18 protein-coding genes and 2 pseudogenes are annotated in these 24,977 nt (G+C 47.1%); 8 read left to right on the top strand and 12 right to left on the bottom strand.

The genetic code is table 11. The annotated features are described in order from the left end of the window. Position 1: 1 nt before the first annotated feature. Entirely contained in the window at positions 2 to 2,116 is a 2,115-nt protein-coding gene (pulA, locus tag BBEV_RS03765; protein WP_069364242.1) for a type I pullulanase, read from the bottom strand. A 342-nt stretch (positions 2,117 to 2,458) separates the two neighbouring features. On the opposite strand from pulA, the gene glgB reads away from it, so the two are divergent. From glgB to BBEV_RS03740, 5 genes are read left to right on the top strand one after another with little or no spacing between them, the layout of a single operon-like run. Beyond that, complete coding sequence (gene glgB / locus BBEV_RS03760; RefSeq protein ID WP_069364241.1) at positions 2,459 to 4,390, top strand: 1,4-alpha-glucan branching protein GlgB; 1,932 nt, start codon at positions 2,459 to 2,461, stop codon at positions 4,388 to 4,390. Beyond that, positions 4,387 to 5,541, top strand: coding sequence for a glucose-1-phosphate adenylyltransferase (locus BBEV_RS03755; RefSeq protein WP_069364240.1), 1,155 nt, complete (start codon positions 4,387 to 4,389; stop codon positions 5,539 to 5,541). The genes glgB and BBEV_RS03755 overlap by 4 nt, the downstream gene beginning before the upstream one ends. Position 5,542: 1 nt before the next feature. Next, positions 5,543 to 6,649, top strand: a complete 1,107-nt coding sequence (gene glgD / locus BBEV_RS03750; protein ID WP_069364239.1) for a glucose-1-phosphate adenylyltransferase subunit GlgD — start codon at positions 5,543 to 5,545, stop codon at positions 6,647 to 6,649. A 51-nt stretch (positions 6,650 to 6,700) separates the two neighbouring features. Then, the gene (gene glgA / locus BBEV_RS03745; protein ID WP_069364238.1) at positions 6,701 to 8,134 is read left to right on the top strand and encodes a glycogen synthase GlgA; all 1,434 of its coding nucleotides are present in this window, start codon (positions 6,701 to 6,703) and stop codon (positions 8,132 to 8,134) included. A gap of 5 nt (positions 8,135 to 8,139) precedes the next feature. Next, entirely contained in the window at positions 8,140 to 10,560 is a 2,421-nt protein-coding gene (locus tag BBEV_RS03740) for a glycogen/starch/alpha-glucan phosphorylase (RefSeq protein WP_069364237.1), read from the top strand. Positions 10,561 to 10,596: 36 nt separating this feature from the next. Here the strand turns inward: BBEV_RS03740 and BBEV_RS03735 are convergent, their stop codons facing one another. Genes BBEV_RS03735 through thpR form a run of 3 tightly spaced genes read right to left on the bottom strand, consistent with a single transcriptional unit; the run spans position 10,597 to position 12,417 of the window. After that, entirely contained in the window at positions 10,597 to 10,863 is a 267-nt protein-coding gene (locus BBEV_RS03735) for a hypothetical protein (protein ID WP_069364236.1), read from the bottom strand. Positions 10,864 to 10,903: 40 nt separating this feature from the next. Beyond that, the gene (locus tag BBEV_RS03730) at positions 10,904 to 11,854 is read right to left on the bottom strand and encodes a nuclease-related domain-containing protein (protein WP_069364235.1); all 951 of its coding nucleotides are present in this window, start codon (positions 11,852 to 11,854) and stop codon (positions 10,904 to 10,906) included. Positions 11,855 to 11,859: 5 nt separating this feature from the next. Continuing rightward, positions 11,860 to 12,417: an RNA 2',3'-cyclic phosphodiesterase gene (thpR, locus tag BBEV_RS03725; RefSeq protein WP_069364234.1), complete on the bottom strand. Its 558-nt coding sequence runs from the start codon at positions 12,415 to 12,417 to the stop codon at positions 11,860 to 11,862. A gap of 114 nt (positions 12,418 to 12,531) precedes the next feature. Between thpR and cysK the strand changes: the two are divergent. Then, positions 12,532 to 13,471: pseudogene (gene cysK, locus BBEV_RS03720) on the top strand (cysteine synthase A). Positions 13,472 to 13,529: 58 nt separating this feature from the next. Here cysK and BBEV_RS03715 read toward each other — a convergent pair. Beyond that, positions 13,530 to 14,729: an MFS transporter gene (locus BBEV_RS03715; RefSeq protein ID WP_069364233.1), complete on the bottom strand. Its 1,200-nt coding sequence runs from the start codon at positions 14,727 to 14,729 to the stop codon at positions 13,530 to 13,532. 382 nt (positions 14,730 to 15,111) lie between these two features. Here BBEV_RS03715 and BBEV_RS03705 point away from each other — a divergent pair, with 382 nt between their 5' ends. Next, positions 15,112 to 15,312, top strand: coding sequence for a DeoR family transcriptional regulator (locus BBEV_RS03705; protein ID WP_069364231.1), 201 nt, complete (start codon positions 15,112 to 15,114; stop codon positions 15,310 to 15,312). Between the two features lie 73 nt (positions 15,313 to 15,385). Here the strand turns inward: BBEV_RS03705 and BBEV_RS03700 are convergent, their stop codons facing one another. From BBEV_RS03700 to BBEV_RS03675, 6 genes are all read right to left on the bottom strand, one after another. Beyond that, positions 15,386 to 16,108, bottom strand: a complete 723-nt coding sequence (locus tag BBEV_RS03700; RefSeq protein ID WP_069364230.1) for a pseudouridine synthase — start codon at positions 16,106 to 16,108, stop codon at positions 15,386 to 15,388. Positions 16,109 to 16,124: 16 nt separating this feature from the next. After that, the gene (rodA, locus tag BBEV_RS03695; protein ID WP_069364229.1) at positions 16,125 to 17,312 is read right to left on the bottom strand and encodes a rod shape-determining protein RodA; all 1,188 of its coding nucleotides are present in this window, start codon (positions 17,310 to 17,312) and stop codon (positions 16,125 to 16,127) included. 26 nt (positions 17,313 to 17,338) lie between these two features. Next, complete coding sequence (gene ftsW / locus BBEV_RS03690; RefSeq protein ID WP_084007205.1) at positions 17,339 to 18,541, bottom strand: putative lipid II flippase FtsW; 1,203 nt, start codon at positions 18,539 to 18,541, stop codon at positions 17,339 to 17,341. 120 nt (positions 18,542 to 18,661) lie between these two features. Then, positions 18,662 to 19,066 (bottom strand): secondary thiamine-phosphate synthase enzyme YjbQ, encoded by a 405-nt coding sequence (locus BBEV_RS03685; protein WP_069364228.1) that lies wholly within the window; start codon positions 19,064 to 19,066, stop codon positions 18,662 to 18,664. A gap of 23 nt (positions 19,067 to 19,089) precedes the next feature. Then, complete coding sequence (proC, locus tag BBEV_RS03680) at positions 19,090 to 19,899, bottom strand: pyrroline-5-carboxylate reductase (RefSeq protein ID WP_069364227.1); 810 nt, start codon at positions 19,897 to 19,899, stop codon at positions 19,090 to 19,092. An 81-nt stretch (positions 19,900 to 19,980) separates the two neighbouring features. Continuing rightward, positions 19,981 to 20,673, bottom strand: a complete 693-nt coding sequence (locus BBEV_RS03675) for a hypothetical protein (RefSeq protein WP_069364226.1) — start codon at positions 20,671 to 20,673, stop codon at positions 19,981 to 19,983. A 297-nt stretch (positions 20,674 to 20,970) separates the two neighbouring features. Here BBEV_RS03675 and BBEV_RS03670 point away from each other — a divergent pair. Next, positions 20,971 to 22,253, top strand: a pseudogene (locus BBEV_RS03670) (NAD(P)/FAD-dependent oxidoreductase). A 239-nt stretch (positions 22,254 to 22,492) separates the two neighbouring features. Here the strand turns inward: BBEV_RS03670 and leuS are convergent. Next, positions 22,493 to 24,910 (bottom strand): leucine--tRNA ligase, encoded by a 2,418-nt coding sequence (gene leuS, locus BBEV_RS03665; RefSeq protein ID WP_069364225.1) that lies wholly within the window; start codon positions 24,908 to 24,910, stop codon positions 22,493 to 22,495. Positions 24,911 to 24,977: the final 67 nt, after the last annotated feature.

Raw genomic sequence — 24,977 nt, 5'->3', positions numbered from 1 at the left:
ATCAAGACTGTCTTTTTTTACAGAGAACCAGGCATTCATAAGGCTTCACAGTAAGCTTCAGGCCCAGCATCGAAGGTTCTGTAAGAACGGCTTTCCGATAAGGGGAGCTGAGTACACGCCATTGTCCCATTGAAGGCAAGTGGACCTCTTCTTCCTCATCACCCGGATTATAAAAGACAACGATCTCTTCCTGGTACTCCATCAGGATGTAGCCAAAAACTGGATGCTTTGTCTGCAGCACCCTCATCCGCTCGCGCAGTGCAGGATTTGACAGTTGCCTGAAGGCCGGACGGCTCTTTTTGAGTGAAATCACTTCTTTCATATAAGCGATCTCCTCTTGATAGCATTCCGCCTGTTGCCAATCCAGCTGATTGACTTCATCCGGGGAAATGTAACTGTTGCCATCCCCATTCTTCGAGCGGAAAAATTCCTGACCGGCGTGAAGGAATGGTACGCCTTGACTGAAGATCGTAATCGCAGTCGCCAGCTGATGAATCGCCTGCCTGTTCTGATCTGTCACATTGGGATTGGAGATCATCAGCCTGTCCCAAAGCGTATGATTGTCATGACATTCCACATAGTTAACGGTTTGCGTTACATCTGCGGTATGCGGCGGCAGTACTTCGTCAGGCATGGATGAGCCTGCCGTCATCTGATACATCCGTTCAATCCACTTCCCTTTTCCATTGGCATAGCCCTGCTCATTCAGATCAAAGGTACTCCCCTTGAGCGTATCTCTGAACATATCGTTAAAAAAACGGATGCCGGGCATTTCTCCCGCCCGGTGGTTCGTTGCCTTTTCATCAAAAGGGAGACCCGTCGGCAAATTCCAGCCTTCCCCCAGAAGCATGATCGGCACAGGTTCTTCCATCGCTTCTTTTTCGATCGCCCGCATCGTTTCGATATCCATGATTCCCATCAAGTCGAACCGGAAGCCATCAACACGGTATTCTTTCAGCCAGTACCTGATCGTATCCACGATGAATTTTCTGACCATGGCCCGCTCACTGGCGATGTCATTCCCGACTCCGGTTCCATTACTCGGTTTGCCCTGTTCATCGTATCGGAAATAATAACCCGGAACCAATTGCTCAAATGGGGATTCTTCCATGACGAACACATGATTATACACCACATCCAAAATAACCTGCAGGTCATTTTCATGAAAACGTTGCACCAGCGTTTTCAATTCCGTAATCCGGTTAAACGGATCTGCCGGCTTTGTCGCATAGCTTCCCTCGGGAGCCTGGAAAAACAGCGGATCATACCCCCAGTTATACTGGTCATCCGGAGCGAAATCATCCACACGGCCGAAATCATTAACCGGGAGAAATTGTACGTGCGTCACGCCGAGCTGTTTGATGTAATCGAGACCCGTCGGAAACCCGTTTGGTGTCGTCGTACCTCTTTCTGTGAGTCCGAGGTATTTCCCTTTGTGTTTCACACCGCTGTCCGGATGAATCGTCGCATCCCGAACATGCAACTCATAAATAATGCTGTCTTGCAGCAGGTTCACCGATGGTCTGTTCCCGGAGCGAAACCCCTTTGGATCGGTGCGCGGTAAATCCGTGACAACCCCGTCCCGGCTGTTCGCTGTCAATGCCTTGGCGTAAGGGTCCACAACACGCGCGGTTGTTCCGCTGATGTTGACATGATAGGCATAGGTCATCCCGTGGCAGTCGCCGGAAATGGTGCGTTCCCAAATCCCGCGATACATTCTTTCCATAGAATAGAACTGACCATCAAGTTCCAACGTCATAGTCAAAGCAACCGGTGACCAGACCCTGAAGGTTGTTTCCTGCAATGAGAATACCGCACCGAAAACTTCATCAGAAACTGCATAATTTTCATCAAACCATTCCGTATGTACCAGAAAACGGATGTGCACCGGGGCGTGAATCCTTCCGATGACCAGATCCATATCTTTTCCGGGGTACAAATCTTTTTGAGTCTGTAAATGCAGTCCGTTCTCATAGGTATCTGCAACAACCGTTTCAATTACTTCATTGCTTGTCACGATCTTGCCCCGTTCATGGACATGAAACCGGCGTTCGATTCCCGGTCCGTTCAGTTGTATATCTCTTGGGCTGTCGACCCAGGCAGTTATATTTCGCATACCATTCCCTCGCTTTATCACAATCAGTCCGATCAAAGATTCTGAGATTCCAACGGACCGTCTGTATTTCAGTTTATCCACTATACCCGATTGTACTTGATTTCAGTCAAATTAGACATCGAAAATCCACTGAAGGTGAAATGGTTTCGCTTTCATCAGTTTCATTCGTTAATTTCAAAAAAATTCACATTTTTTTCGAGTGAAAACAAAGGGAATTAGGCATTGCTGCACGAAATGGTTTATAGAGACTAAATTTCAGGGAACGGTAACAGTAACGACCTGTCGCAGAAATTTACTCTTTCGGGGAACTGCGTTCTCTTAGTCAGAAAGGAGCAGGATACAATGAAATGGCAGATCAGCGAGGAAGATACATACCTGTTTCATCAGGGAACCCATTATCAGAGCTACAAGCTGATGGGTGCAAAAAAAATGACCGTCGATGGAAACGAGGGTTATCGTTTTGTTGTTTGGGCGCCTCACGCTCAAAAAGTCACGTTGGCAGGTGATTTTAATGACTGGCATACGGATAGCCATCCACTGGAAAAAATCACGGTGATGGGCCTGTGGGCAGGTTTTTTCACGGATGTTCCGGATGGAGCCGTCTATAAGTATTGCCTTGAACATCCCGATGGCCGGACATTGATGAAAGCTGACCCTTACGCGAACTTTGCAGAGGTACGTCCGAATACCGCATCGGTTACCTGGGAAGACCCGGTCTATGCGTGGCAGGATCAGTCGTGGTATGAGCGCAAACGAAAGACAACGTCCTACGCCTCTCCCATCAACATCTACGAAGTTCACCTTGGAACCTGGAATAAAAAAGAAGGAAAAGTGGAAGACGAAGCACTTTATTCTTACCGTGAGCTGGCTGAAACCCTGGTCCCTTACGTCAAAGACCTTGGCTACACCCATATTGAACTGCTGCCGATTACAGAGCACCCTTTCGATTTATCATGGGGTTATCAAATCACCGGCTACTATGCGCCGACAAGCCGATTTGGCCGCCCGGAGGATTTCAAGTACTTTGTTGATCAGTGTCACCAGCATAACATCGGTGTCATTCTCGACTGGGTACCCGGTCATTTTTGCAGAGACGATCATGGGTTGAGGCAATTCGACGGGGAGCCCTGCTTTGAATATCAGGATATCAACAAGGCCGACAAACCTTCCTGGGGCACGTTGACCTTTGATTTCGGCCGCCCGGAGGTACAGAGTTTCCTGATCTCCAACGCCGTTTACTGGCTCCGTGAATTCCATCTGGATGGGATCCGCACTGACGCCGTCGCCAGTATGCTGAGTCTGAATTTCGATCGTCCGGATAATGCCCCGAAACTTTACAACACCTATGGGGGAGAAGAAAACCTCGAGGCCTATGCGTTTTTGAGAAAGCTGAATGAAGCTGCTTTCGCTTATGAACCGGACGTTCTCATGATGGCAGAGGACAGTTCGGACGTCCCACTCGTCACTTCTCCGACCCATGAAGGCGGTCTGGGCTTCAATTTCAAGTGGAACATGGGCTGGATGAATGACATGCTCGACTACATGGCATACGATCCGATTTACCGGAAGGAACATCACAACAAATTGACGTTTTCTTTCATGTACACCTTCTCTGAAAATTTTGTTCTGCCACTGTCACACGATGAAGTGGTTCATGGCAAGAAGTCTATCCTCAACAAAATGCCCGGGGATCAATGGCAGCAGTTTGCCAACTACAGATTGCTCCTCGCGTATCAAATGACCCACCCTGGTAAGAAACTCCTGTTCATGGGCAGTGAAATCGCCATGTACAGTGAATGGAAGGATAAAGAGTATTTGGACTGGCACCTTCTTGATTACCCGCTTCACCGGAGTGCGCATGAATATGTCCGGGTGTTGAACCATCTTTATAAAAACGCCACCGCCCTTCATGAACAAGACCACAAGCCGGAAGGATTTCAATGGATTGATGCGGACAACAGTGATCAGAGTATCACGGCATTCATCCGCAGGGGCCAAACTCCCGGGGATGAGTATATCGTGATTTGCAACTTCACCCCTGTGGTGCACTATGACTACAAAATAGGCGTCCCGGCTGTTGGCACATATAAAGAAATCTTCAACAGTGACCACGAGCATTTCGGAGGCTCGAATCAGCTGAACGACGGGGATCACTTTACTTTCGATGAAAAATGGCACGGTTATGAACAGCACATTAAAATCATGGTACCACCTTTAGCCGTCTCCATTTTCCAAATAAAACACTCAGACCAAAAAGAGGAGGAATCACAATGAAAAAAGAAGTGATCGGCATGCTTCTCGCCGGAGGGAAAGGTACCCGACTGGGCCTCCTGACAGATGCGATCGCCAAACCGGCTGTCCATTTCGGGGGGAAATACCGGATTATTGATTTCACGCTCAGTAACTGTTCCAACTCCAAGATCCACACTGTAGGCGTGCTGACCCAGTACTCTCCTTTGGAACTTCATAAACATATGGGGATTGGAAAACCTTGGGATATGGACCGCCAAACAGACGGTCTCTCCATTCTCTCGCCATTTCAGGCAAGTGACGGTGCCAGCTGGTACAGTGGCACAGCCGATGCAATTACAAAGAACATCCATTACATCGATCAGCACGACCCGGAATATGTACTGGTCATATCCGGCGACCACATTTATCACATGGATTACCGCAAGATGCTCGAGCACCATAAAGAAACCGGTGCTTCTGCGACGATTTCTGTCATGGAAGTTCCGTGGGACGAGGCATCAAGATTTGGCATACTGAATACAAAAGACGATCTGGAAGTGTATGAATTCGATGAGAAACCGAAAAATCCCAAGAACAACCTTGCATCGATGGGCATTTACATTTTCACATGGTCAGACCTGCGCCAATACCTTGTTGATGATGAAAAAGTGGAGGATTCAGACCACGATTTCGGTAAAGATATCATCCCATCCATGCTCAAAGACGGGTTGCCAATGTATGCCTACCGCTTCGACGGATACTGGAAAGATGTCGGTACGATCAAAAGCTATTGGGAAGCAAATATGGACCTCTTGGAAGAGGATCTGACTCTCTCATTGAATAACAAAGAATGGCGAACCTACTCACACGACTCCAACTATCCGCCTGAATACATCGGTGAAACGGCGCTGGTGAAAAATTCACTGATCACATCGGGCTCCTGGATCGATGGCACGGTCACACAATCTGTCCTGTTTGAAAAGGTCGACGTTTTTGAAGGGGCAGAGGTCGTGGAGTCCATCATTCACCCATCGGTCAAGATCGGGAAAAACAGTAAAATCACCAAAGCCATTGTCATGGAGAATACGACCATTCCGGACAACGTGGTAATCGACGGCAGTACCTATGATGAACCCGTTGTCATCAATCAGGAGAATTACGCAGAATTTAACCAGGCGAAGGGGGTTAACTAATATGGAACCTTTACTCGGACTCATCAACCTCGACAATGAACATGATTTCCTCGAAGAGCTGACTTACTTCCGTTGCGGCGCAGCAACACCGTTTGCCGGTCGTTACCGGATGATCGATTTCACCTTATCGAACATGGTCAATTCAGGCGTGGAAGAAGTGGCGATTTTCACGAATCATAAATACAGGGCTTTGATGGACCACATTAAGACCGGTGCAGAATGGGAACTGGCCAGAAGACATGGCGGTGTGTTTATCCTGCCGCCCGACTGGAACGACCCGACGGATATTTCCCGCGGGGACTTAAGGCATTTTCACAACAACCGGGACTTCTTCCATCGCTCAAAAGCCGATCATGTACTGATTTCCGGGAGTCAATATCTGGCAAACTCACCCGTCTCAAAAGCCTATGAAGAGCATTTGGCGACAGGGGCAGATGTCACGGTTCTGTCCACACAAGTGACTGAACCGGATGATGAGCATAGCAAGCTGCTTCGCATTGAACAAGATGATGACGGTGTGGTCAAAGGTTTTTCCAGTGACCCGGCAAATCCAACGGTGTTCACGAACATGTACATCATTAAAAAAGATGTGCTGTTAAAGATGGTGGATTACTGCATTGCTTACCACAAAGACAATTTCTTTCTCGATGGCATCCGCGGAAAACTCCCGGATCTGAAGATTCAGAATTTCGACATGAATGGTCCTGGTATGTTTGTCAACTCGATTCAGAGCTACTATAAACACAATCTAGGCTTACTGAATCCTGAAATGTACAAATCCGTCTTCTTTAAGAACCAGCTTGTGAAAACAAAACTGAGTAATGAACCGCCGGCCAAGTATATCAACGGCAGTGCCGTTACGAAATCCATGGTCTCAAACGGCTGTGTCATCCAGGGGAAAGTTGATAACAGCGTGCTCTTTCGCGGTGTGAAAGTGGCACCCTCAGCAACCGTGAAGAATTCGATCATTATGCAGCGCTGCGTCATTGAGGATAATGTCCACCTCGAAAATGTGATACTCGACAAAGACGTACACGTCTCTGCCGGACAGCAGCTTATCGGTTCCAAAGGCAAACCTTATGTTGTCGCCAAACGTCAGCGTGTCTGATCGCAACCGTTCAGCTGATGTCTCATTATTGAAAGGAGAAGGGATTCGATTATGAAAAAAATTCTTTACACCGCATCCGAATGTACACCGTTCATCAAAACTGGAGGACTCGCGGATGTCATCGGGTCTCTGCCTCAAGCACTTGTTAACGAGGAACAGGCTGACGTTCGGGTGATCCTGCCGAAATACGGAACCATCCCGGCCAAATGGCATGAACAAATGACGGAAATTGCGTCATTTCCTGTACAAATCGGCTGGCGAAATCAAGGAGCCAAGCTGTTCAAACTCAAACACGATGGCATTACGTTTTACTTCATCGAGAATCATCACTATTTTGAACGGCAGGGCGTCTACGGCTATTACGACGACGGTGAGCGTTTTGTGTTCTATTCCATGGCCGTCATGGAAAGCCTCAAGTATCTTGATTTCACACCGGAGATTCTTCATGCTCACGACTGGCAGGCTGGTCTCACCGTCGCCTTCGCCAATATTCTTCAGCCGATCAAGGGGATGAAGACCGTCTTTACGATTCATAACATCAAATATCAGGGGATGCTGCAATTTGAAGCCTTTGATGATTTATTCATACTCCCCCGTGAACACTTTGCCGGATTTGAATGGAATGGTATGATCAATTGCATGAAGAGTGGCATCTTCCATGCGGACAAAATCACGACAGTCAGCCCAAGCTACGCCGAAGAAATTAAGGACCCCTACTACGGGGAAGGCCTCGACAGTTTACTCAGGGAGCGTGCCGGTGACCTGAGCGGGATTATAAACGGGATCAATACCGATGATTATAACCCGATGAAAGATCCGCATATCCACGCCAACTACCAGACATCAAGAGCCAAAAAGAAAGAGAACAAAAAAGCCCTGCAGGAAGCCATCGGTCTCCCTGTCAATGGGGATGTTCCAGTTTACATTGCCATTTCCCGATTTGTGGAACAGAAAGGTTTTCATCTGGTTGAACACATCCTTCATGATTTCCTGCAAAACGATGTACAGGTGGTTATTCTCGGTACAGGCGAATACGAATTTGAGTCTTCATTCTCCTGGTTTGCCCAGAATTTCTCTGATAAAATGGCTACACTGCTCAAATTTGATGAAGGACTGGCCCGTCAGCTTTATGCCGCAGCAGATTTCTTTATCATGCCATCGAAATTTGAGCCATGTGGACTTTCACAGCTGATCAGTCTGCAGTACAAAACCGTTCCGATCGTCCGGGAAACCGGTGGTTTGAAAGACACCGTTCATGCGTTCAATGAATTCGACGGCACCGGGAACGGCTTCAGTTTTGAAAACTACAACGCTCATGAGCTGTTGCAGCAGATGGAATATTCACTGAAGATCTATCATGACCCGAAACAATGGCAGACATTATTAAAAAATGTTAACAAAAGTAAGTTCAGCTGGAAAGATTCAGCCACAGCTTATGCCAGATTGTATGATGAACTCACGCCCGCAAAAACCAAAGGAGAGTGACCGCATTGCAACAGTATACAAAAGCTGAGTTTATCAAACTGATCGAAGATAAGCTCAGACGAAAGCGCAGCAAAACGATGGAAGAAGCGACTGAGAACGATTTATATTTCGTCATCGCTTCCATTGTGCAAGATAATGTCATGCCCGATTGGCTCGAAACGCAAAAAGAATACACCAAAAATCGCAATAAGCAGGTGTATTACCTGTCCATGGAATTCCTGATTGGCCGGCTGATTGAAAGCAATCTGTTAAATTGCGGACTGCTCGATGTCGCCAATGAATCCATTCAGGAAATGGGGTTCAATCCCGATAAAGTTTATAATCAGGAACATGACGCCGCTCTCGGTAACGGAGGCCTGGGCCGCCTCGCTGCCTGTTTTTTGGATTCCATCGCGTCACTTGGTTACGCAGGTCACGGTGCCGGTATCAGGTATCGCTATGGCCTCTTTGAACAACGGATCATTCATGGCAACCAAGTTGAATTGCCTGACTACTGGTTGAAAAATGAATACCCTTGGGAAACCCGTAAACCCGATGAGTCTGTCGAAGTCCAATTTGGTGGGCGGGTGATTGAACATACCCGTCGGGACGGATCACTTGAAATACAATATGTAGATACTGATAAAGTCACTGCGGTTCCTTATGATGTGCCGGTGATTGGCTATCAGAATGAGGTGGTGAACACCCTTCGTCTTTGGAGTGCAGAAATCTCACCGTATGACCGCTCGATCCATGCCGGTGCAGGCGCGCAGTATTATCATCACCTGGAGCACGTACACTCTATCGAGCAGATATCCGGCTTTCTCTATCCCGATGACTCCACCTATGAAGGCAAGGAATTACGTCTGAAACAGCAGTATTTCCTCGTTTCAGCAACCATCAAAAATATTATCAATAAATTCCGTGATGATCACGGGCTGCCTCTTTCAAAGTTGGCGGATTATATCACCATACAGATCAACGATACACATCCATCCCTGGGTGTGCCGGAACTGATGCGTGTCTTGATGGACGAAGAGGGCTATCCATGGGATGATGCATGGGACGTAACCCGCCACGTCATGGCCTATACAAACCACACGACATTGAGTGAAGCCTTGGAGAAATGGCCGGAAGACATGATCCGGAACCTTCTGCCTCGTATCTATATGATCATTCATGAAATCAACGAACGTTTTTGTATTGGGCTGTATTACGATCACGAAGAATTGCGTCCGCACATTAAAGACATGGCGATTATTTCGAATGGTCAGATCCACATGGCCCATCTGGCGATCGTGGGTAGTTTCAGCGTGAATGGGGTGGCAAAACTTCATACTGAAATACTCAAGCAAAAGGAAATGAAAAATTTCTATTCCCTGTATCCTGAGAAATTCAATAACAAAACGAATGGCATTACCCATCGCCGCTGGCTCTTACAAGTGAATCCGTGCCTGTCCGATAAAATTACCGACGCTATCGGACCACAATGGATCCATGAACCACATAAACTTATTTCTTTGCTCCGCTATACAAATGACAAGCCGTTTCTGGATGATATGCGCCAGTGCAAGCAGCACAGCAAGGAACTGTTGGCGAAATACATTTACGAAACACAGGGATTAAAAGTGGATACCGGATCAATCTTTGACGTTCAAATCAAACGACTGCATGAATACAAACGTCAATTGATGAACATCTTCCATATCATTTACCTATATAATGAGCTGAAAGATAATCCGAATATGGATATGACACCCCGGACGTTTATTTTTGCAGCCAAGGCTGCACCGAGCTATCACCTGGCAAAAGAAGTGATCAAGCTCATTCATCACGTCGCATCTGTTGTCAACTTCGATCCGGATATTAAAGGGAAGCTCAAAGTTGTTTTCCTGGAGAACTACAACGTCAGCCTTGCTGAGAAAATCATTCCGGCAGCCGAAGTCAGTGAACAGATTTCCACCGCGTCCAAAGAAGCATCTGGAACCGGAAACATGAAGATGATGATGAACGGAGCCATCACATGCGGAACCCTGGATGGCGCCAACATAGAGATTCGCGACTTTGTCGGGGATGATAACATCTTTATCTTCGGTCTCACATCCGATGAAGTGCACGACTATTATGCGAACGGCGGGTATAATGCACAGGAAATTTATCACTCAGACCCTCGTATTAAACGGATTCTCGATCAGTTAAACGGAGGCATTTTTGGAAAAGAAGAGATTGAGTTTAAGGATCTTTTCTACAACATCATGTCGCACAATGATCCGTACTTTGTTTTAAAAGATTTTGTGCCGTATCTGGAAACCCATGAGCTGATCGAGAGATCGTATCGGCATCAGCGGGACTGGCAACGGATGAGCGCCACCAACATTGCTCATTCCGGTAAATTCTCCAGTGACCGGACCATTCGTGAATATGCTACAGGCATTTGGAAGTTGTAAGCTGCACACATCAAAGACCCCCTGACTGCTTAGCTGTCAGGGGGTCTTTTGTATGTCATTGTACCATGACTTCAAAGTACGATTGACGGCATCCTTTTCCTGGATGGTTACGGCAGGCTCAATTTGCCAGTGCACAGAGGCTTCAACAACACACGTTTTCCTCAGATCCGCCGTCAACTCTCTTACGCTGGATGCATAGAAAGGCCCCGCGTCTGTGTCCTCAGTCCATGCCTCGTATCCTGATTCACCATACCAGTCAGATGTCCGTCTGATACGAATGACTTTGTATTTCCCGTTATCCATCCTCATCTAATCTCCCGTTACAATATACTTCACACAGTAATCAATCATAACGGAAATCAGTTTCGTCATCAAGCAGGTCGGTTTCGTCCATCTCCAGATCCTCACGTATTTCAGAAAGTGTCATGCTGTTGGCGAGAAGAATATCCGCCATTTTAAGCTGATGTGATTTAATCGGTGCGGTGCTTTTTAACATCTGCTCCTTAAATTCATGAAGGGTACGCCGGTCATACAGTTTGATTCTGGTACTTCTTGGACTCATGTCGATATAACCATCCATGGAGATCACTGCCTGACGGATTGGTATATCGGTATCCAGTTCGTCAAGCAGATGTTCAATTACTTGTCTGCTTCTCTTCAGATCCATCAGAGGACTCATGAAAGACACTCTTTGATCATTCACCCGCTTTTCCCATCTGCGATCTGATTCCCGGTCGAATATCGTTTGATCATTTCCTTTTAGATGACGGATCAGCCAGATCTCAAAAGGCGTAATTAAAATAACATCCATATCGACCGGAGCCTTCTTCAGATAACAGACCGGCTGATACATCACAAAAACTGTGTCTGGCAGTTCCTGAGCCAAAAAACGCAAAAAACCGTCATAATAATAACTCTTTTTCACCCGCGATATTTCTGAAATTGTCGAGCTGGCCCAATTCATTTGAAAACGGAATAATTCGTCTCTGAACGCTCTTTTCAGGTCATCGAAGGATTGATCCTGTTGCTCGTCAAATGGCAGATCCGTCACATCTTCATCTTCCTTCTTCGTGAATTGGCGTCTCCAGGTGTTGAATTTCTGTTTGATTTGCGACACTTCAAAATGGGATGGTGAATGCCACAACGGCATTTGTTCCCTCTTTTTTCTCGCTTCCCAATCCAGTTTCAGCCGCTGCCAGCGTTCCTTTTTCAAACGGACATACCGGCTCGGATAACGGTAGATATCAATTTCGTACCTTGATACATAATCGGATAATTTAATCAGCTGAGCCATTGTTGTCACCTGCTTTCTCTGATCTCATCCACGATTTCATACGATGGTTTTTGATCGGGATGAATGCGGTACAGGCAAATCCGGTCTGCCAACACCGCAACTGGAGAAGCTAACTCTTGCGGAAACAGATGGCAATCCGGCATCGTTACTTCTCTGTTCTTCCACTTTTTCATTATTGTAACATGGGGAGTGAAGACTTTCGACGATACTGGAAAATTTTCCTTTTCAGCTTCCTGATCGATGATCCGCTTTAGTTCAAAGAGTGCTTCCTGATGGTCCGGTTCAACGTATACCACTCGGGGCTGAATGGCGTCCCCAAAGTGATTCAACCTCCGAAACGTTAATGCTAACGGGATTGGCAGTACAGCCTGTTTCATTCTTTCCCAGATTCTTTCAACATGCATTGGTGAGAATCCACCGAAAAACAACAGCGTCAAATGGAGATCTTCCGGATGAGTGACGCGTTTAAAGAGCTCGTCTGCCTGCAATCTTCGATGCCATGTTACAGTTTCTTGTTGAAGATCCTCATGTAAGGGGATACCGATAAAATAGTGAGGTTCCATCTCCAGCACACCCTTTCTCTTTTCGATCGTTCTATGATAAACTGATTTTAATCCGACACGAAAAATCGGGATTATAAACCTTGATATCTTTATCATACTGAAAGGGTGAGGGAAATGAAAGTCGTAAACAATGTAGCAGAACTGATTGGTGACACGCCTCTTGTGAAATTAAACCGGCTGACTGACCAAGACAGTGCCGATGTCTATTTGAAGCTCGAGTTCATGAATCCGAGCGGCAGTGTCAAAGACCGCGCCGCTTCCAATATGATCATTGAAGCTGAAAAAAAAGGGATTACTGAATGAAAAGTCCATTATCGTGGAACCCACGTCCGGTAACACGGGGATTGGACTGGCCATGGCCGCTGCCGCAAAAGGGTACCAGTCGATTCTTGTGATGCCGGATACCATGAGCCAGGAACGAATCAATTTACTGAAAGCATACGGAGCAAAAGTAGAGTTGACGCCTGGAGATAAAAAAATGCCCGGCGCCATTGAACGGGCCCATGAAATTGTTAAAAATACGCCGGACAGTTTCATGCCGATGCAGTTTGAAAACAATGCCAACCCGGACGCTCACCGGGAAAGCACTGCGCTTGAGATTATCGAATGTATGGATACAATTGGCAAGGACCTTTCCGCCTTCGTAGCTACGTCAGGAACAGGGGGCACCGTAACAGGAACCGGAGAAGTACTTAAAAAACACTACCCGGAAGCTACGGTTCATGTGGTTGAACCGAAAGGGTCACCGGTCTTATCCGGAGGAAAGCCTGGTCCGCATAAACTGGTAGGAACCAGCCCCGGGTTTATTCCATCCATCCTGAATCAGGACGTTTATAACGAGATTTTCTGTATTTCCGATGAAGATGCTTATGACATCACACACCGTCTGGCCAGGGAAGAAGGAATTCTTGTTGGTCCATCGTCCGGAGCCGCATGTTATGCTGCGCTTCAAGTAGCCAAACGGTTGAAGCCTGGCGAAGTCGTCGTAGCCATCGCTTGTGATACAGGTGAGAGATACCTGTCCACCGATCTGTTTGCATTTGACAGAGACTGAGTGAAAAGTGCCGAAGCGAATTGTCTCACCGCTCCGGCACTTTTTATGTTCAGTTCATTCAATTTTCCTTTACATTCAGTTCAACCGGGCCTTCAACAGATGGTTTACCGTACTTTTTCTGACGATAAAGCATCCATAGTGTTAACAACGCCCCGCACCCGGTCATGATCCCATAGAAGACATAGACGGAGATGATCGAATACCATTCCATGATCATACCGGCACTGATGCTGAAAAACCAGGCACCGACGCCATTGCCCATTGCGGAATAAATTGCAACCGCCGTCACCTTGACCTCCGGAGGTGCAAGGTCACTCACGTACTGCAGGGCAGCCGGAACAAACAATCCGATGCTCAGCCCCTGAATGATCGTTGTCACATAAATCCACTCATGACTCGGTCCCGATCCATAATACAGCCACCTGACGGCAGAAGCCCCTGCAGCAATCAATAAGACACCCAGAATACCAATCCGACTGATCCAGGTCCCGGCAACGCGCATGAACGGGATTTCACTGCCCGCAGCAAGCAGGAATGCGAGACCGACTCCAGCCAAAGTCCCCCCGGCAAATTGAATCAGGAGACCAAAGTAAAAATTGTTCGCCATGATCGGACCGAATACCAGGAAGGTCACAATCAGAAAGATCATAAACTCCGGAATCTTCGTTAACTTTTTCAATCCATTCTTTAAGTCGACCTTTGTGGTTTCCGTCTCTTTCGGCATCCCGATGGCAAAATAACCACTGATCAGCAGGACGATGAAGAACCCGTAAAATATCACCTGCATCCCATACAGGTCAGATAATGTCCCCATCAGCCAGACCGCGATCGCGAAGCCTGCGGCGCCCCACATCCGGATCGAACCGTAGTCTCCTCCGTGCTGACGGACGTAACTCATTGCCATGCTGTCGGATAATGGAATCATTGCACTTTGAAAGACCGCCACACCGGCTGCAACGGCAACCAGGACAGCATAGTTATCGGTAAATATGTAACTGAAACCGACAGCCCCGGCTCCAATCACGGAGAACGTTAACAGAAGCCGAGGCTTCTTCGTCACGTCACTGAGCATCCCCCAGATAGGCTGTACAAGAATCATGACAATCGGTCCAATGGACGTAATCACGCCGATCTGAGAGCCTCTCAAACCGACTTCTTCCTGTAAATAAACACTTAACAGCGGGAACAGGCTCCCGAAACCGAAGTAAGCAAAAAAATAAAACATTTTCATATTAAAAAACATCCGTCGCTCGCTCATACAAATTCCCTGCTTTCAATTCCTCATATTGTCATCTGACCTTTACCAACTTACAGTATACGCTCCATTTCAAAAAAACAAAAGTCTTTGGCGCCTTTTACATGACGAACACGCGGTTGAGGTGATCCCCTTCTTCTTTACCATATTGGGTTTTTAAGGTAGAATGACGAAAAGGAGGAGTAAGTATTGGATCTCAATATGGTGATGCGTGTTTGCATTCATCAGTTGCATCAGGCAAAGAACCTGCGTCTGATCAATCGCTTCCTTTTCAAATCGGACAGACTTATGGTTATGAGCCTTTACCAACGCTATCATCTCAATGAAGCATTCAATTCAGTGATCCTACAAAGGAGTGGTTTGTTTGAGTACGCCAACTGACCGAATGTTGACGAGAATTAAATCGATGTATCTCTTTATTCAAAAACATGAGACCGTTACGACACAGGAACTCGTAGAGGAATTCGGCACCACCGAACGAACCATTCAACGTGATTTGAACATCCTCCATTACAATGAATTAGTCGAATCCCCGGAACGGGGATTGTGGACCGTTACAAACAAAAAAGTGAAACGCTCATCATGATCACCTTATGAACCAGAGAAGCCTGACCGTGTCTCACCACGGTCAGGCTTCTTTTCTATACCGTACGTTTCACTTATTGCTCAGATACCTGTCCTGACAAGAAGATTTCTTCAGCTGACAATTCCCGGTATTCGCCCTGTTGAAGCGTCGGGTCCAAGGTAACATTTCCGATTTCAATTCGCTTCAATTGTCTGACATGGTTTCCCACTGCCGCAAACATCCGCTTGACCTGGTGGTACTTCCCTTCCTGAATGCTCAGGTGCACCTTGTGAAGTGACGAATCGGCATCAGGGATAACCACTTTACCCGGTAAGGTCTGATACCCGTCGTCAAGTATGACACCGGACTCCAACGCATTGATCATCGTTTCTGTAACCGGTTCGGCCAGTTGCACTTGATAGGTTTTTTCAACTTTACGTTTTGGTGATGAAATACTGTGGGCCCACTTCCCGTCGTTGGTTAATAAAAGCAACCCGGTCGTGTCTTTATCCAGCCTGCCCACCGGGAACGGCTCAAACAGTTTGTCCTCATCTGTCAAAAGATCCACTACCGTTGACTGTGACTGATCCTCTGTTGCTGAGAGAACGCCAGGCGGTTTATTCATCATCAGATAGATATAGGGCCTGTAATGAAGAGGCTCTCCGGAAAGCACCAGTTCATCCTCTTCCGGATTGACATGAACCTTTCCCTCTTTGACGGTTTGTCCATTTACGCTGAACAGGCCTTTCTTCAACAGATATTTCACATCTTTTCGTGAACCGTATCCCAAATGTGACAATAACTTATCGACTCTCATAGCGGATCACCTGCAATTATTCATAATCTTCCTCTTCACCAAACATATAATGTCTGGTTCGTATATTCACATTCAGCACCAACCCGACAGCCATCATGTTCGTGATTAATGCACTTCCCCCGTAGCTTACAAACGGTAAAGCCAGTCCTGTGATCGGAACAAGCCCGATCGTCATCCCGATGTTCTGAAAGATTTGGAAGGACAAGAGTCCGACAACACCGGCCACAATATAGGTTCCAAACGCATTATTACAGGTAAATGCAATGATAATCATCCGGTATAAAAGCAGGAAATACACCACAATCAGCACGGTTGCACCGACAAAGCCGAACTCTTCACCAATGACGGTGAAAATGAAATCGGTATGTAACTCCGGGATCTGTCCGGACTGCGTCTTCACGCCCTCTGTAAACCCTGAACCATACAATCGTCCTGCACCAATCCCCTGCATGGCCTGGTCCAGCTGATAGGCCTCGCCACTCACATCCGCATTCGGGTCAAGCCATGCATAAATCCTGGACATCTGATGCGGCCTGAATACATGCGTCGTGAAGAAGTCATAAAAATAATTGTGGAGGAAGACCAAGAATGCGATGAATCCACCTGCAAGCCCCAAAAGCAGTGAGATCATGCGAAACGTGACGCCGGCCATGACGATCATAATGAAGATGACCGCCGCGACCACAAGGGCGGTACCCAGGTCGGGCTGAACCAGTATCAAAAGAAACGGCGGCAGCCCAACCCCTAGAATCTTTGCCACGACACCAATATCTGAACGGAAACTTTTCGTATTCTGCACTCTGGTGATCTGGGACAGTAAATGAGCCAGGGTTATGATCACGAAGACCTTCACAAATTCCGAAGGTTGAAATCGCCCGACCACAGGAAGATCAATCCAGCGCTGGGCATTGTTCACTTCCACACCGGCGAAGTGAACAGCCAAAAGCAGAATCATCCCCAAAACGTAAAGCGGAATCGAGAAATTCTTAAACATATCATAATCGATGACAATCATACTGACCATAACGATCGTACCAATAGCAAAATAGATCAGCTGTAACTGTGTAAAGTGTGCCGGACCTACTTGATACTGATCCGCAGAAGATGCACTGTAAATCGCAATCAGACTGATGCACATCAACAGAAACAAATAAAACAGTAACCAGAAATCCAATTGTTGAAAGGGAGTCTTTCGCTCTTGCATCAGTCATCCACCTGCTTTATATCAATTTACCTGACAGAATCAGTTCGTTTTACGTCTTCTTCTTCAAAGGATAATACAGCTTCTTCCGGCCGCTGTCCGCTTTCCGCGAAATAGTGATCCTGCTGCATTTTGCGTGAGATATTAATGAGGATCCCCATCATGACGAACGTCACCATTAACGACGATCCACCGTAACTCAGAAATGGAAACGGAATGCCCGTGATCGGCAACAGACCACTTACCGCCCCCGCATTGAATACCACTTGAATGGCCAGCTGAAATGAGATCCCGTAAGCCAGGAGACTGCCAAACGAGTCCCTGCAACGGATCCCGATCATGATTCCCCGGGAAATAATAATCAACATGACCAGTAAAGCAAAACCAATCCCTAAAACACCCAGCTCTTCACTGACAATTGCCAGGATGAAATCCGTGTGTGCTTCAGGAAGATAAAACAATTTTTGAACACTTTGACCGAGACCCGTACCCGTTAATCCGCCGTGGGCAATTGCGATATAGGACTGAACCACCTGGAAGCCCTGGGTCTGTTCCAGTTCAAAAGGACGCATGAATCCGGTAATCCGGCTCATCCGGTATTCTTCCGACCGTGCATAGTATGTAACCACCACAATCACGACAGCGGCCAGGCCGGTCAGGTGCATGATACGGGCCCCTGACGTAAAGGCGATAATCACAGCTACACCTATAATCGATACTGCAGTCCCCAGATCCGGTTGTTGAAGAATCAGGAAAAAGAAGCCACCAATAATAACAAGTGGCGGAAAGATCCCTTTCCAGAACTGATTGATATACGACTGTTTCCTCGAATAGACGTGCGCCAGGTAGAGAATCGAGGCCAGCTTCACGAATTCCGATGGTTGTATACGCCCGAGCCCGGGAACATCAATCCACCGGGTTGCATGGTTCACTTCAACGCCCACTCCCGGGATTAGTACCAGGATTAAGAGGAACATAGAACCAAGCACCAGCAGTTTCATCATTCCTGCAAATCGACGGTAAGGAAAAAACATAAAAAAAGAGAGGAGGATGACTGATATAAGGAGCCACTGCAATTGACGGTCAAAAAAGTGTGTCAGGTTGCCGTACATATCATAACCGCGCACGTAACTTGCGCTGTAAATCATCACCAGTCCGAAGATGCCCATCAGGAGAGTACCTACCAGGAGATACCAATCCATAAAAAACGGTTTTTTTTCTGTTGATTTCACCTGGTACCCTCCTTCTCTCAGAAACTGAAGAGCCACATCATGTCCCCTCTTCAGTCAATTACCCTATTATACCAAATTCACATTCCTTCAGGAAGGGACCATAGACATCAGAACCTCGTGTTATACATCTTTTTTGACACGGATCATCAATTTCCTGGTTCTCGGCCCATCGAATTCACAAAAATAGATCCCCTGCCATGTGCCAAGAACGAGTTGACCATTCTGAACAAGTACCATTTCAGAAGAGCCAACCGTGGATGCTTTCATATGCGCAGCCGTATTGCCTTCCATGTGCCGGTCCGCTTTCATAGCCCACGGATACACCTCGTCAAACCGCCGCAGCATATCGCGTTTGACATCCGGGTCAGCATTCTCATTAATGGTTAGACCTGCGGTCGTGTGCATGCAGAACAGATCTACATGCCCTTCGCTGCATCCTGCTTCTTTTACGGCCTTCCGGACAACGTCTGTGACATCAATCATTTCATCGCGGGTGTTCGTTTGCAATGAGTGTATTTGTTTCATCAGACCACCTCCTTCAGAAAAGTTTATGATTTATTGGCAGCGGCATGCTGGTTGGCTGCAGAGACCGCTTCACCTATCAGCTGATGAAAGTCTCCTGCCTCAAGGACGTTTAAGCCTTCTCTGGTGGAGCCTCCCGGTGAGGCCACTTGATCGATTAACTTAGCAGCAGACTCTTCACCACCAAGCATCGCAACAGCACCTTCCATCATACCTGCCACCAATTTGGCTGCTTCATGCTCAGTAAGCCCTTCCGCCTTTGTTCTCTCTACCATGCCCTGTGCAAAAGCATAAACGAAAGCAGGCGCACTTCCCGTGATCGCCGTGAGTTGATGTACCCTGTTTTCACTGGTTTCATACCCTTCACCGATCGCATTGACAATGAACTGCACTTCTTCTTTCTGTGCGTTTGACAGATGCTCTCCTAACGTATAAGGAGAAATCGATTTCCCAAGCTTGGCCGCTGTATTCGGCATGATCCAGCTGATCGCCGTTTTGTCTCGAAGTACTTGTGCCATCATGGATGGATCAACTCCTGCCGCAACAGAAACAATCAGCTGATCTTCAATGACTGGTGCAAGCTCTTCCAACAGCTGAACCACTTGTTCAGGAGGTATGCAGAGCACCAATGTGTCATGTGTTTTGACGCATTCATGCAGATGAAGTGACGTCTGGATCCCATATGTTTGATGCAGATGATCGAGACGATCCTGATTACCGGCATTCAATGCGGTAATCTGTTCAGAAGCGACGCCGCTTTGGATCATGCCCGTAATGATCGCTTCTCCCATCCGGCCTGCGCCTATAAATAAACGTTTACGATTACTTTGTATCATTCGCTCACCCCTCACATGTATTTTACACATTCATGCAAAGGAAAACCACCCTCGGTCTGCGAGAGTGGTTCGATGTCAGGATCAGCTGATATCCTGTAATTTCCGCTCGATTTTCTTCATCTTAAACTCATGTTTATGCGATTTCAAATACTGCTTCAGCATCCGCTTGAGCTTGGATCTCGTCCATGTGAAGTCCGCAATATCTTTATGATTCAAATACGTTGCAAAAAAGTCCAGTTTTCCACTGTCCAGATATTCGTACGTATCCATCAGCTCAAGGTAGGCGTCAAATGACTCGATCAGAGAAGCATTTTCCGGCAGGAAATCACCGTACTGATCGAGGTTGTAGCGGAAATTGTTTTCACGCAATTTCGTCAGAAATGAGTTCAGGAACAATTGTTCCCTCCCTTCAAATTTGAACCCTTTTTTCTCGAGAATATCAATGAAGTATTTCAGTTCATTGTGATAATACGAATACGCACGCCGCATATCCTTTGTCATCGTCAGACTGACATTGAATGTGCCTTCGGAGCGAGAATACAACATATTCAGAACCGCACGGTAAACATCGGGTTTCAAAAGAAACGTTGGATGTTCCGTCCTTAAATATTTCCCGATTTCAGCATTCAAAAATGTTTGAACACTTTCCTTTTTTTCCATTTCAATAAGAGCTGACTTTTTCTCAAATTCAGCGTATTCCGCAATTCGCTCCTGCGTCTCTTGCGACCATACCGCACGTTTTGCTTCGAGTTTGTTCTTCAAAACCTGAAACATGTGCATCTCCTCCTTTCGTAACTTTCATAATTTTGATCTACACAAAGTGTAACACAGAATAAATGGGAATAAAACAGCGTTTGCTCATAAATACACGATTATTTGGGAGGTGAGTTCACCTGAACGACATATTTCATGATAAATCCTTTAAAATCATCGTTTTCCACCATATTCTTAATTATTTTTCAGTATTTTTCGAGAATTTCAATGATGCTCTTTGAACGATCTCTGATACAATATAAAAGACAAACAATGTTCTTCACAGCGTTGTGAATGGATCAAGGAGTGGGAAGAAACGTGACACATGATGTAATTATTATTGGCGGAGGACCTTCCGGATTGATGGCAGCCTACGCAGCTGCCAGTAATGGTGCAAAGGTGCTCCTTCTGGAAAAAGGCGCAAAACTGGGACGGAAACTTGCTATATCAGGGGGGGACGGTGCAATGTGACAAACAGGGCACCGCAAGATGAACTGATCCGGCATATCCCCGGAAACGGAAAATTTATGTACAGTCCCTTTGCAACGTTCAATAACGAGGATATTATCCGCCTGTTTGAAAATGAATTGAACATTTCATTAAAAGAAGAAGATCATGGCCGGATGTTTCCCGTGTCCAATAAAGCCATCGACGTCGTACGGGCCCTTGTCGGACACCTTCGAAAACTGGGTGTCGACCTGCGTACCAATCAAAAAGTTCATGATATTCATTTGAGTGAGGATCATTCGGAAATCACGGCTGTTGAATTGGCTGACGGCACCGTCATCGGCTGCACCAGTCTCGTCATTGCGGCAGGCGGGAAATCCGTACCTCATACCGGCTCAACCGGAGATGGTTATGCATGGGCCAAAAAAGCAGGGCACACGATCACAACGCTTTTTCCGACTGAAGTACCGATCCGCATCCATGATCCGCTGATCTCAGGAAAGAAACTCCAGGGACTATCGATGAGAGATATCTCACTGACGGTCTTACAGCCCGACACTTTCAAGCACGTCAAAACCCATCGGGGCGATATGGTCTTCACCCATTTCGGCTTCTCAGGTCCTGTCGCACTCCGGTGCAGCCAGTATGTCGTCAAAACTCGGCAGCAGTTCGGCAAGAAACATATCCCTGTAGATTTGGACTGTTTTCCCGACCGGGATTTAGAAGAGCTTTTCGGGTCCGTCATGGACATGTTGAATGAACAGCCTCGAAAAGCAGTAAAAAATGCCTTATCCGGTATGATCCCGGAACGGTTATTACTTGAAAGCCTGAAACGTTCGGGCATAGATCCGGACCAATCGTTTGCAGTTCAGGCCAATGATCTGTTCCGGTCATGGACCGAACAGATCAAAGCTTTCCGTTGGATGGCAACGGGAACTTTATCCATCGAAGAAGCGTTTGTCACAGGAGGTGGCGTGTCATTGAAAGAGATCATACCGAAAGAGATGGCCTCAAAAAAAACCGCCGGTCTCTATTTCGCTGGTGAAATTCTCGATTTGCACGGTTATACAGGCGGCTACAACATTACCGTGGCCTTCTCCACCGGATACTCGGCTGGTCAGTCTGCCGCGCAGCGGACATGGTATGCTGGTTGAACTGAAAATGGTTATCCGCTGGAAAGCATCGGTCAAATCCAAATCATTTCAGCCGCATTTGACGAAAGATGCTCCGTTTGAAGCCAGATAAGCGCTGCGAAGATGCCTGTGGTGTGAGAGCTGAATCTTCAAGCCACATCCTGATCGTTTGTCTCTTATTTGGCTAAAATACCTCAACATGTATATAAAAAGATTCGGCCATCCTTTGGGATAGCCGAATCTTTTTTACTTCTATTCAATCAATTCGCAACGATGTTCACGAGTTTTCCTGGAACGGCAATCACCTTACGTACCGTTTTTCCCTCTATCGTCTGTTTGATTTTTTCATTTTCCATTGCTTCTTCTTCCATCGTTTCTTTATCCGTATCTTTCGGCAGATAGAGCTTTGCCTTCAGCTTGCCATTGACCTGGACCACAATCAGGACCGTGTCATCCTCGAGCATCGCCTCATCATGTACAGGCCAGGTGGTATAGGAGATCGTCTCGCTGTGACCAAGCCGGCTCCAAAGTTCCTCTGCGATATGGGGTGCAACTGGTGAAAGCAGCTTCAGGAAGCCTTCAAGGTGGCTTTTAGAGAGCATGTCCTGTTTATACGCTTCATTGATGAATACCATCAGCTGGGAAATCCCTGTATTGAATCGAAGGTCCGTAAAATCATCGGTCACTTTTTTGACCGTCTGATGATAGACTTTCGTCATTTGATCGGTTCCCTGTGCATCCTGAATCATTGGATTCAATGTCCCGTTGTCCTGGACAAAGATCCGCCAAACGCGGTCGAGGAATCGCCTTGCGCCGTCGAGGCCATTGTCACTCCATGCAATCGCTGCATCGAGTGGTCCCATGAACATTTCATACAGTCGCAACGTGTCCGCACCATGGGTGACAAGAATGTCATCCGGATTGACGACGTTTCCGCGGGATTTACTCATCTTCTCGTTATTCTCACCGAGAATCATGCCCTGATTATAGAGCTTTTGGAAAGGTTCCTTTGTTGGTACAATTCCGATATCGTAAAGCACTTTATGCCAGAACCGCGCATAAAGGAGATGCAGCACGGCGTGCTCCGCACCACCGATATAAATATCGACAGGAAGCCATTCCCGGAGTTTGGATGGATCAGCCAGTGCCTCATCGTTGTCCGGATCAATGTAGCGGAGGTAATACCAGCAGCTGCCTGCCCATTGCGGCATCGTGTTCGTTTCACGTCGACCTTTTCGTCCGGTCTTTGGATCAGTCACGTTCAACCAGTCTTCGTTATTCGCTAAAGGGGACTCTCCGGTGCCCGATGGTTTAAATTCATCCATTTCCGGCAGTGCCAGTGGCAGGTCCTCTTCAGCCACCGGCTCGAGGCTCCCGTCTTCCCAATGAATCATCGGGATCGGTTCACCCCAGTAACGCTGACGGCTGAACAGCCAGTCTCGCAGGCGGTAGGTGACTTTCCGTTCGCCCTTCCCCTGCTCTTCAAGCCAATCGATCATTTTGGCAATCGCTTCCTCGTTATCAAGCCCGTTGAGGAAGTCTGAATTGACATGTGGTCCGTCACCTGCATAGGCTTCTTTATTGAGGTCCCCGCCTTCGACCACTTCTTTTATCGGCAGATTAAAGGCTTTCGCAAATTCATAGTCCCGCTCATCGTGGCCGGGTACCGCCATGATCGCACCGGATCCATAACTGATCAGGACGTAGTCAGCAATCCATACCGGTATTTTTTCACCGGAGACCGGATGGATCGCATAGCCGCCGGTAAACACGCCTGTTTTTTCCTTAGCGAGCTCTGTTCGCTCCAGCTCTGATTTATGAGTGACCTTGGTGATGTATTGTTGAACATCGGATTTACGGTCTGCGGTCGTCACCTTTTCCACTGCGGGATGTTCCGGCGCAAGGACCATGTAGGTTGCACCGTATAAGGTGTCAGGACGGGTTGTAAACACCGTCACCTCTTCGCCGGTTGCTTCGAATGTGAACGTCACATCCGCCCCCTCCGAGCGGCCGATCCAATTACGCTGCATGTCCTTAATGCTTTCCGGCCAGTCCAGCTCTTCCAGATCCTCAAGCAGACGATCAGCATATTGCGTGATTCTGAGCATCCACTGCTTCATCGGACGCTTTTCCACCGGGTGATCTCCCCGTTCACTTTTGCCTTCGATCACTTCCTCATTGGCGAGTACCGTGCCAAGTGCCGGGCACCAGTTCACGGCCACTTCATCGATGTAGGCCAGTCCCTGATTATAGAGTTGAATAAAAATCCACTGCGTCCACTTGTAGTACTTTTCATCCGTTGTGTTGATTTCACGGTCCCAATCATAGGAAAAACCAAGCGACTTAATCTGACGGCGAAACGTATCGATGTTTTTTTCGGTGAACTCCCGGGGATGTTTCCCTGTGTCCAGTGCATATTGTTCCGCAGGCAAACCAAAAGCGTCCCAACCCATCGGATGAAGCACGTTATAGCCCTGCATCCGCTTCATACGCGAAAGAATATCTGTCGCTGTGTAGCCTTCAGGGTGCCCCACATGAAGACCCGAACCCGAAGGATAGGGAAACATATCCAACGCGTAGAATTTCTCCTTATTGGTATCTTCCGTTGTCCTGAATGTTTTCTCCGACTCCCAAAGCTCTTGCCATTTCTTTTCAATGGCCTGATGATCAAATGCCATCTGTACAACCTCCTCATTAATCGAACCAAACGAATTGTTTCATTATTATGTAAAAAATGTCCCCAGC

It is taken from the genome of Salisediminibacterium beveridgei (genome assembly GCF_001721685.1).
GTDB lineage: Bacteria > Bacillota > Bacilli > Bacillales > Salisediminibacteriaceae > Salisediminibacterium > Salisediminibacterium beveridgei.
This window is presented reverse-complemented; position numbering and strand designations above follow the sequence as displayed.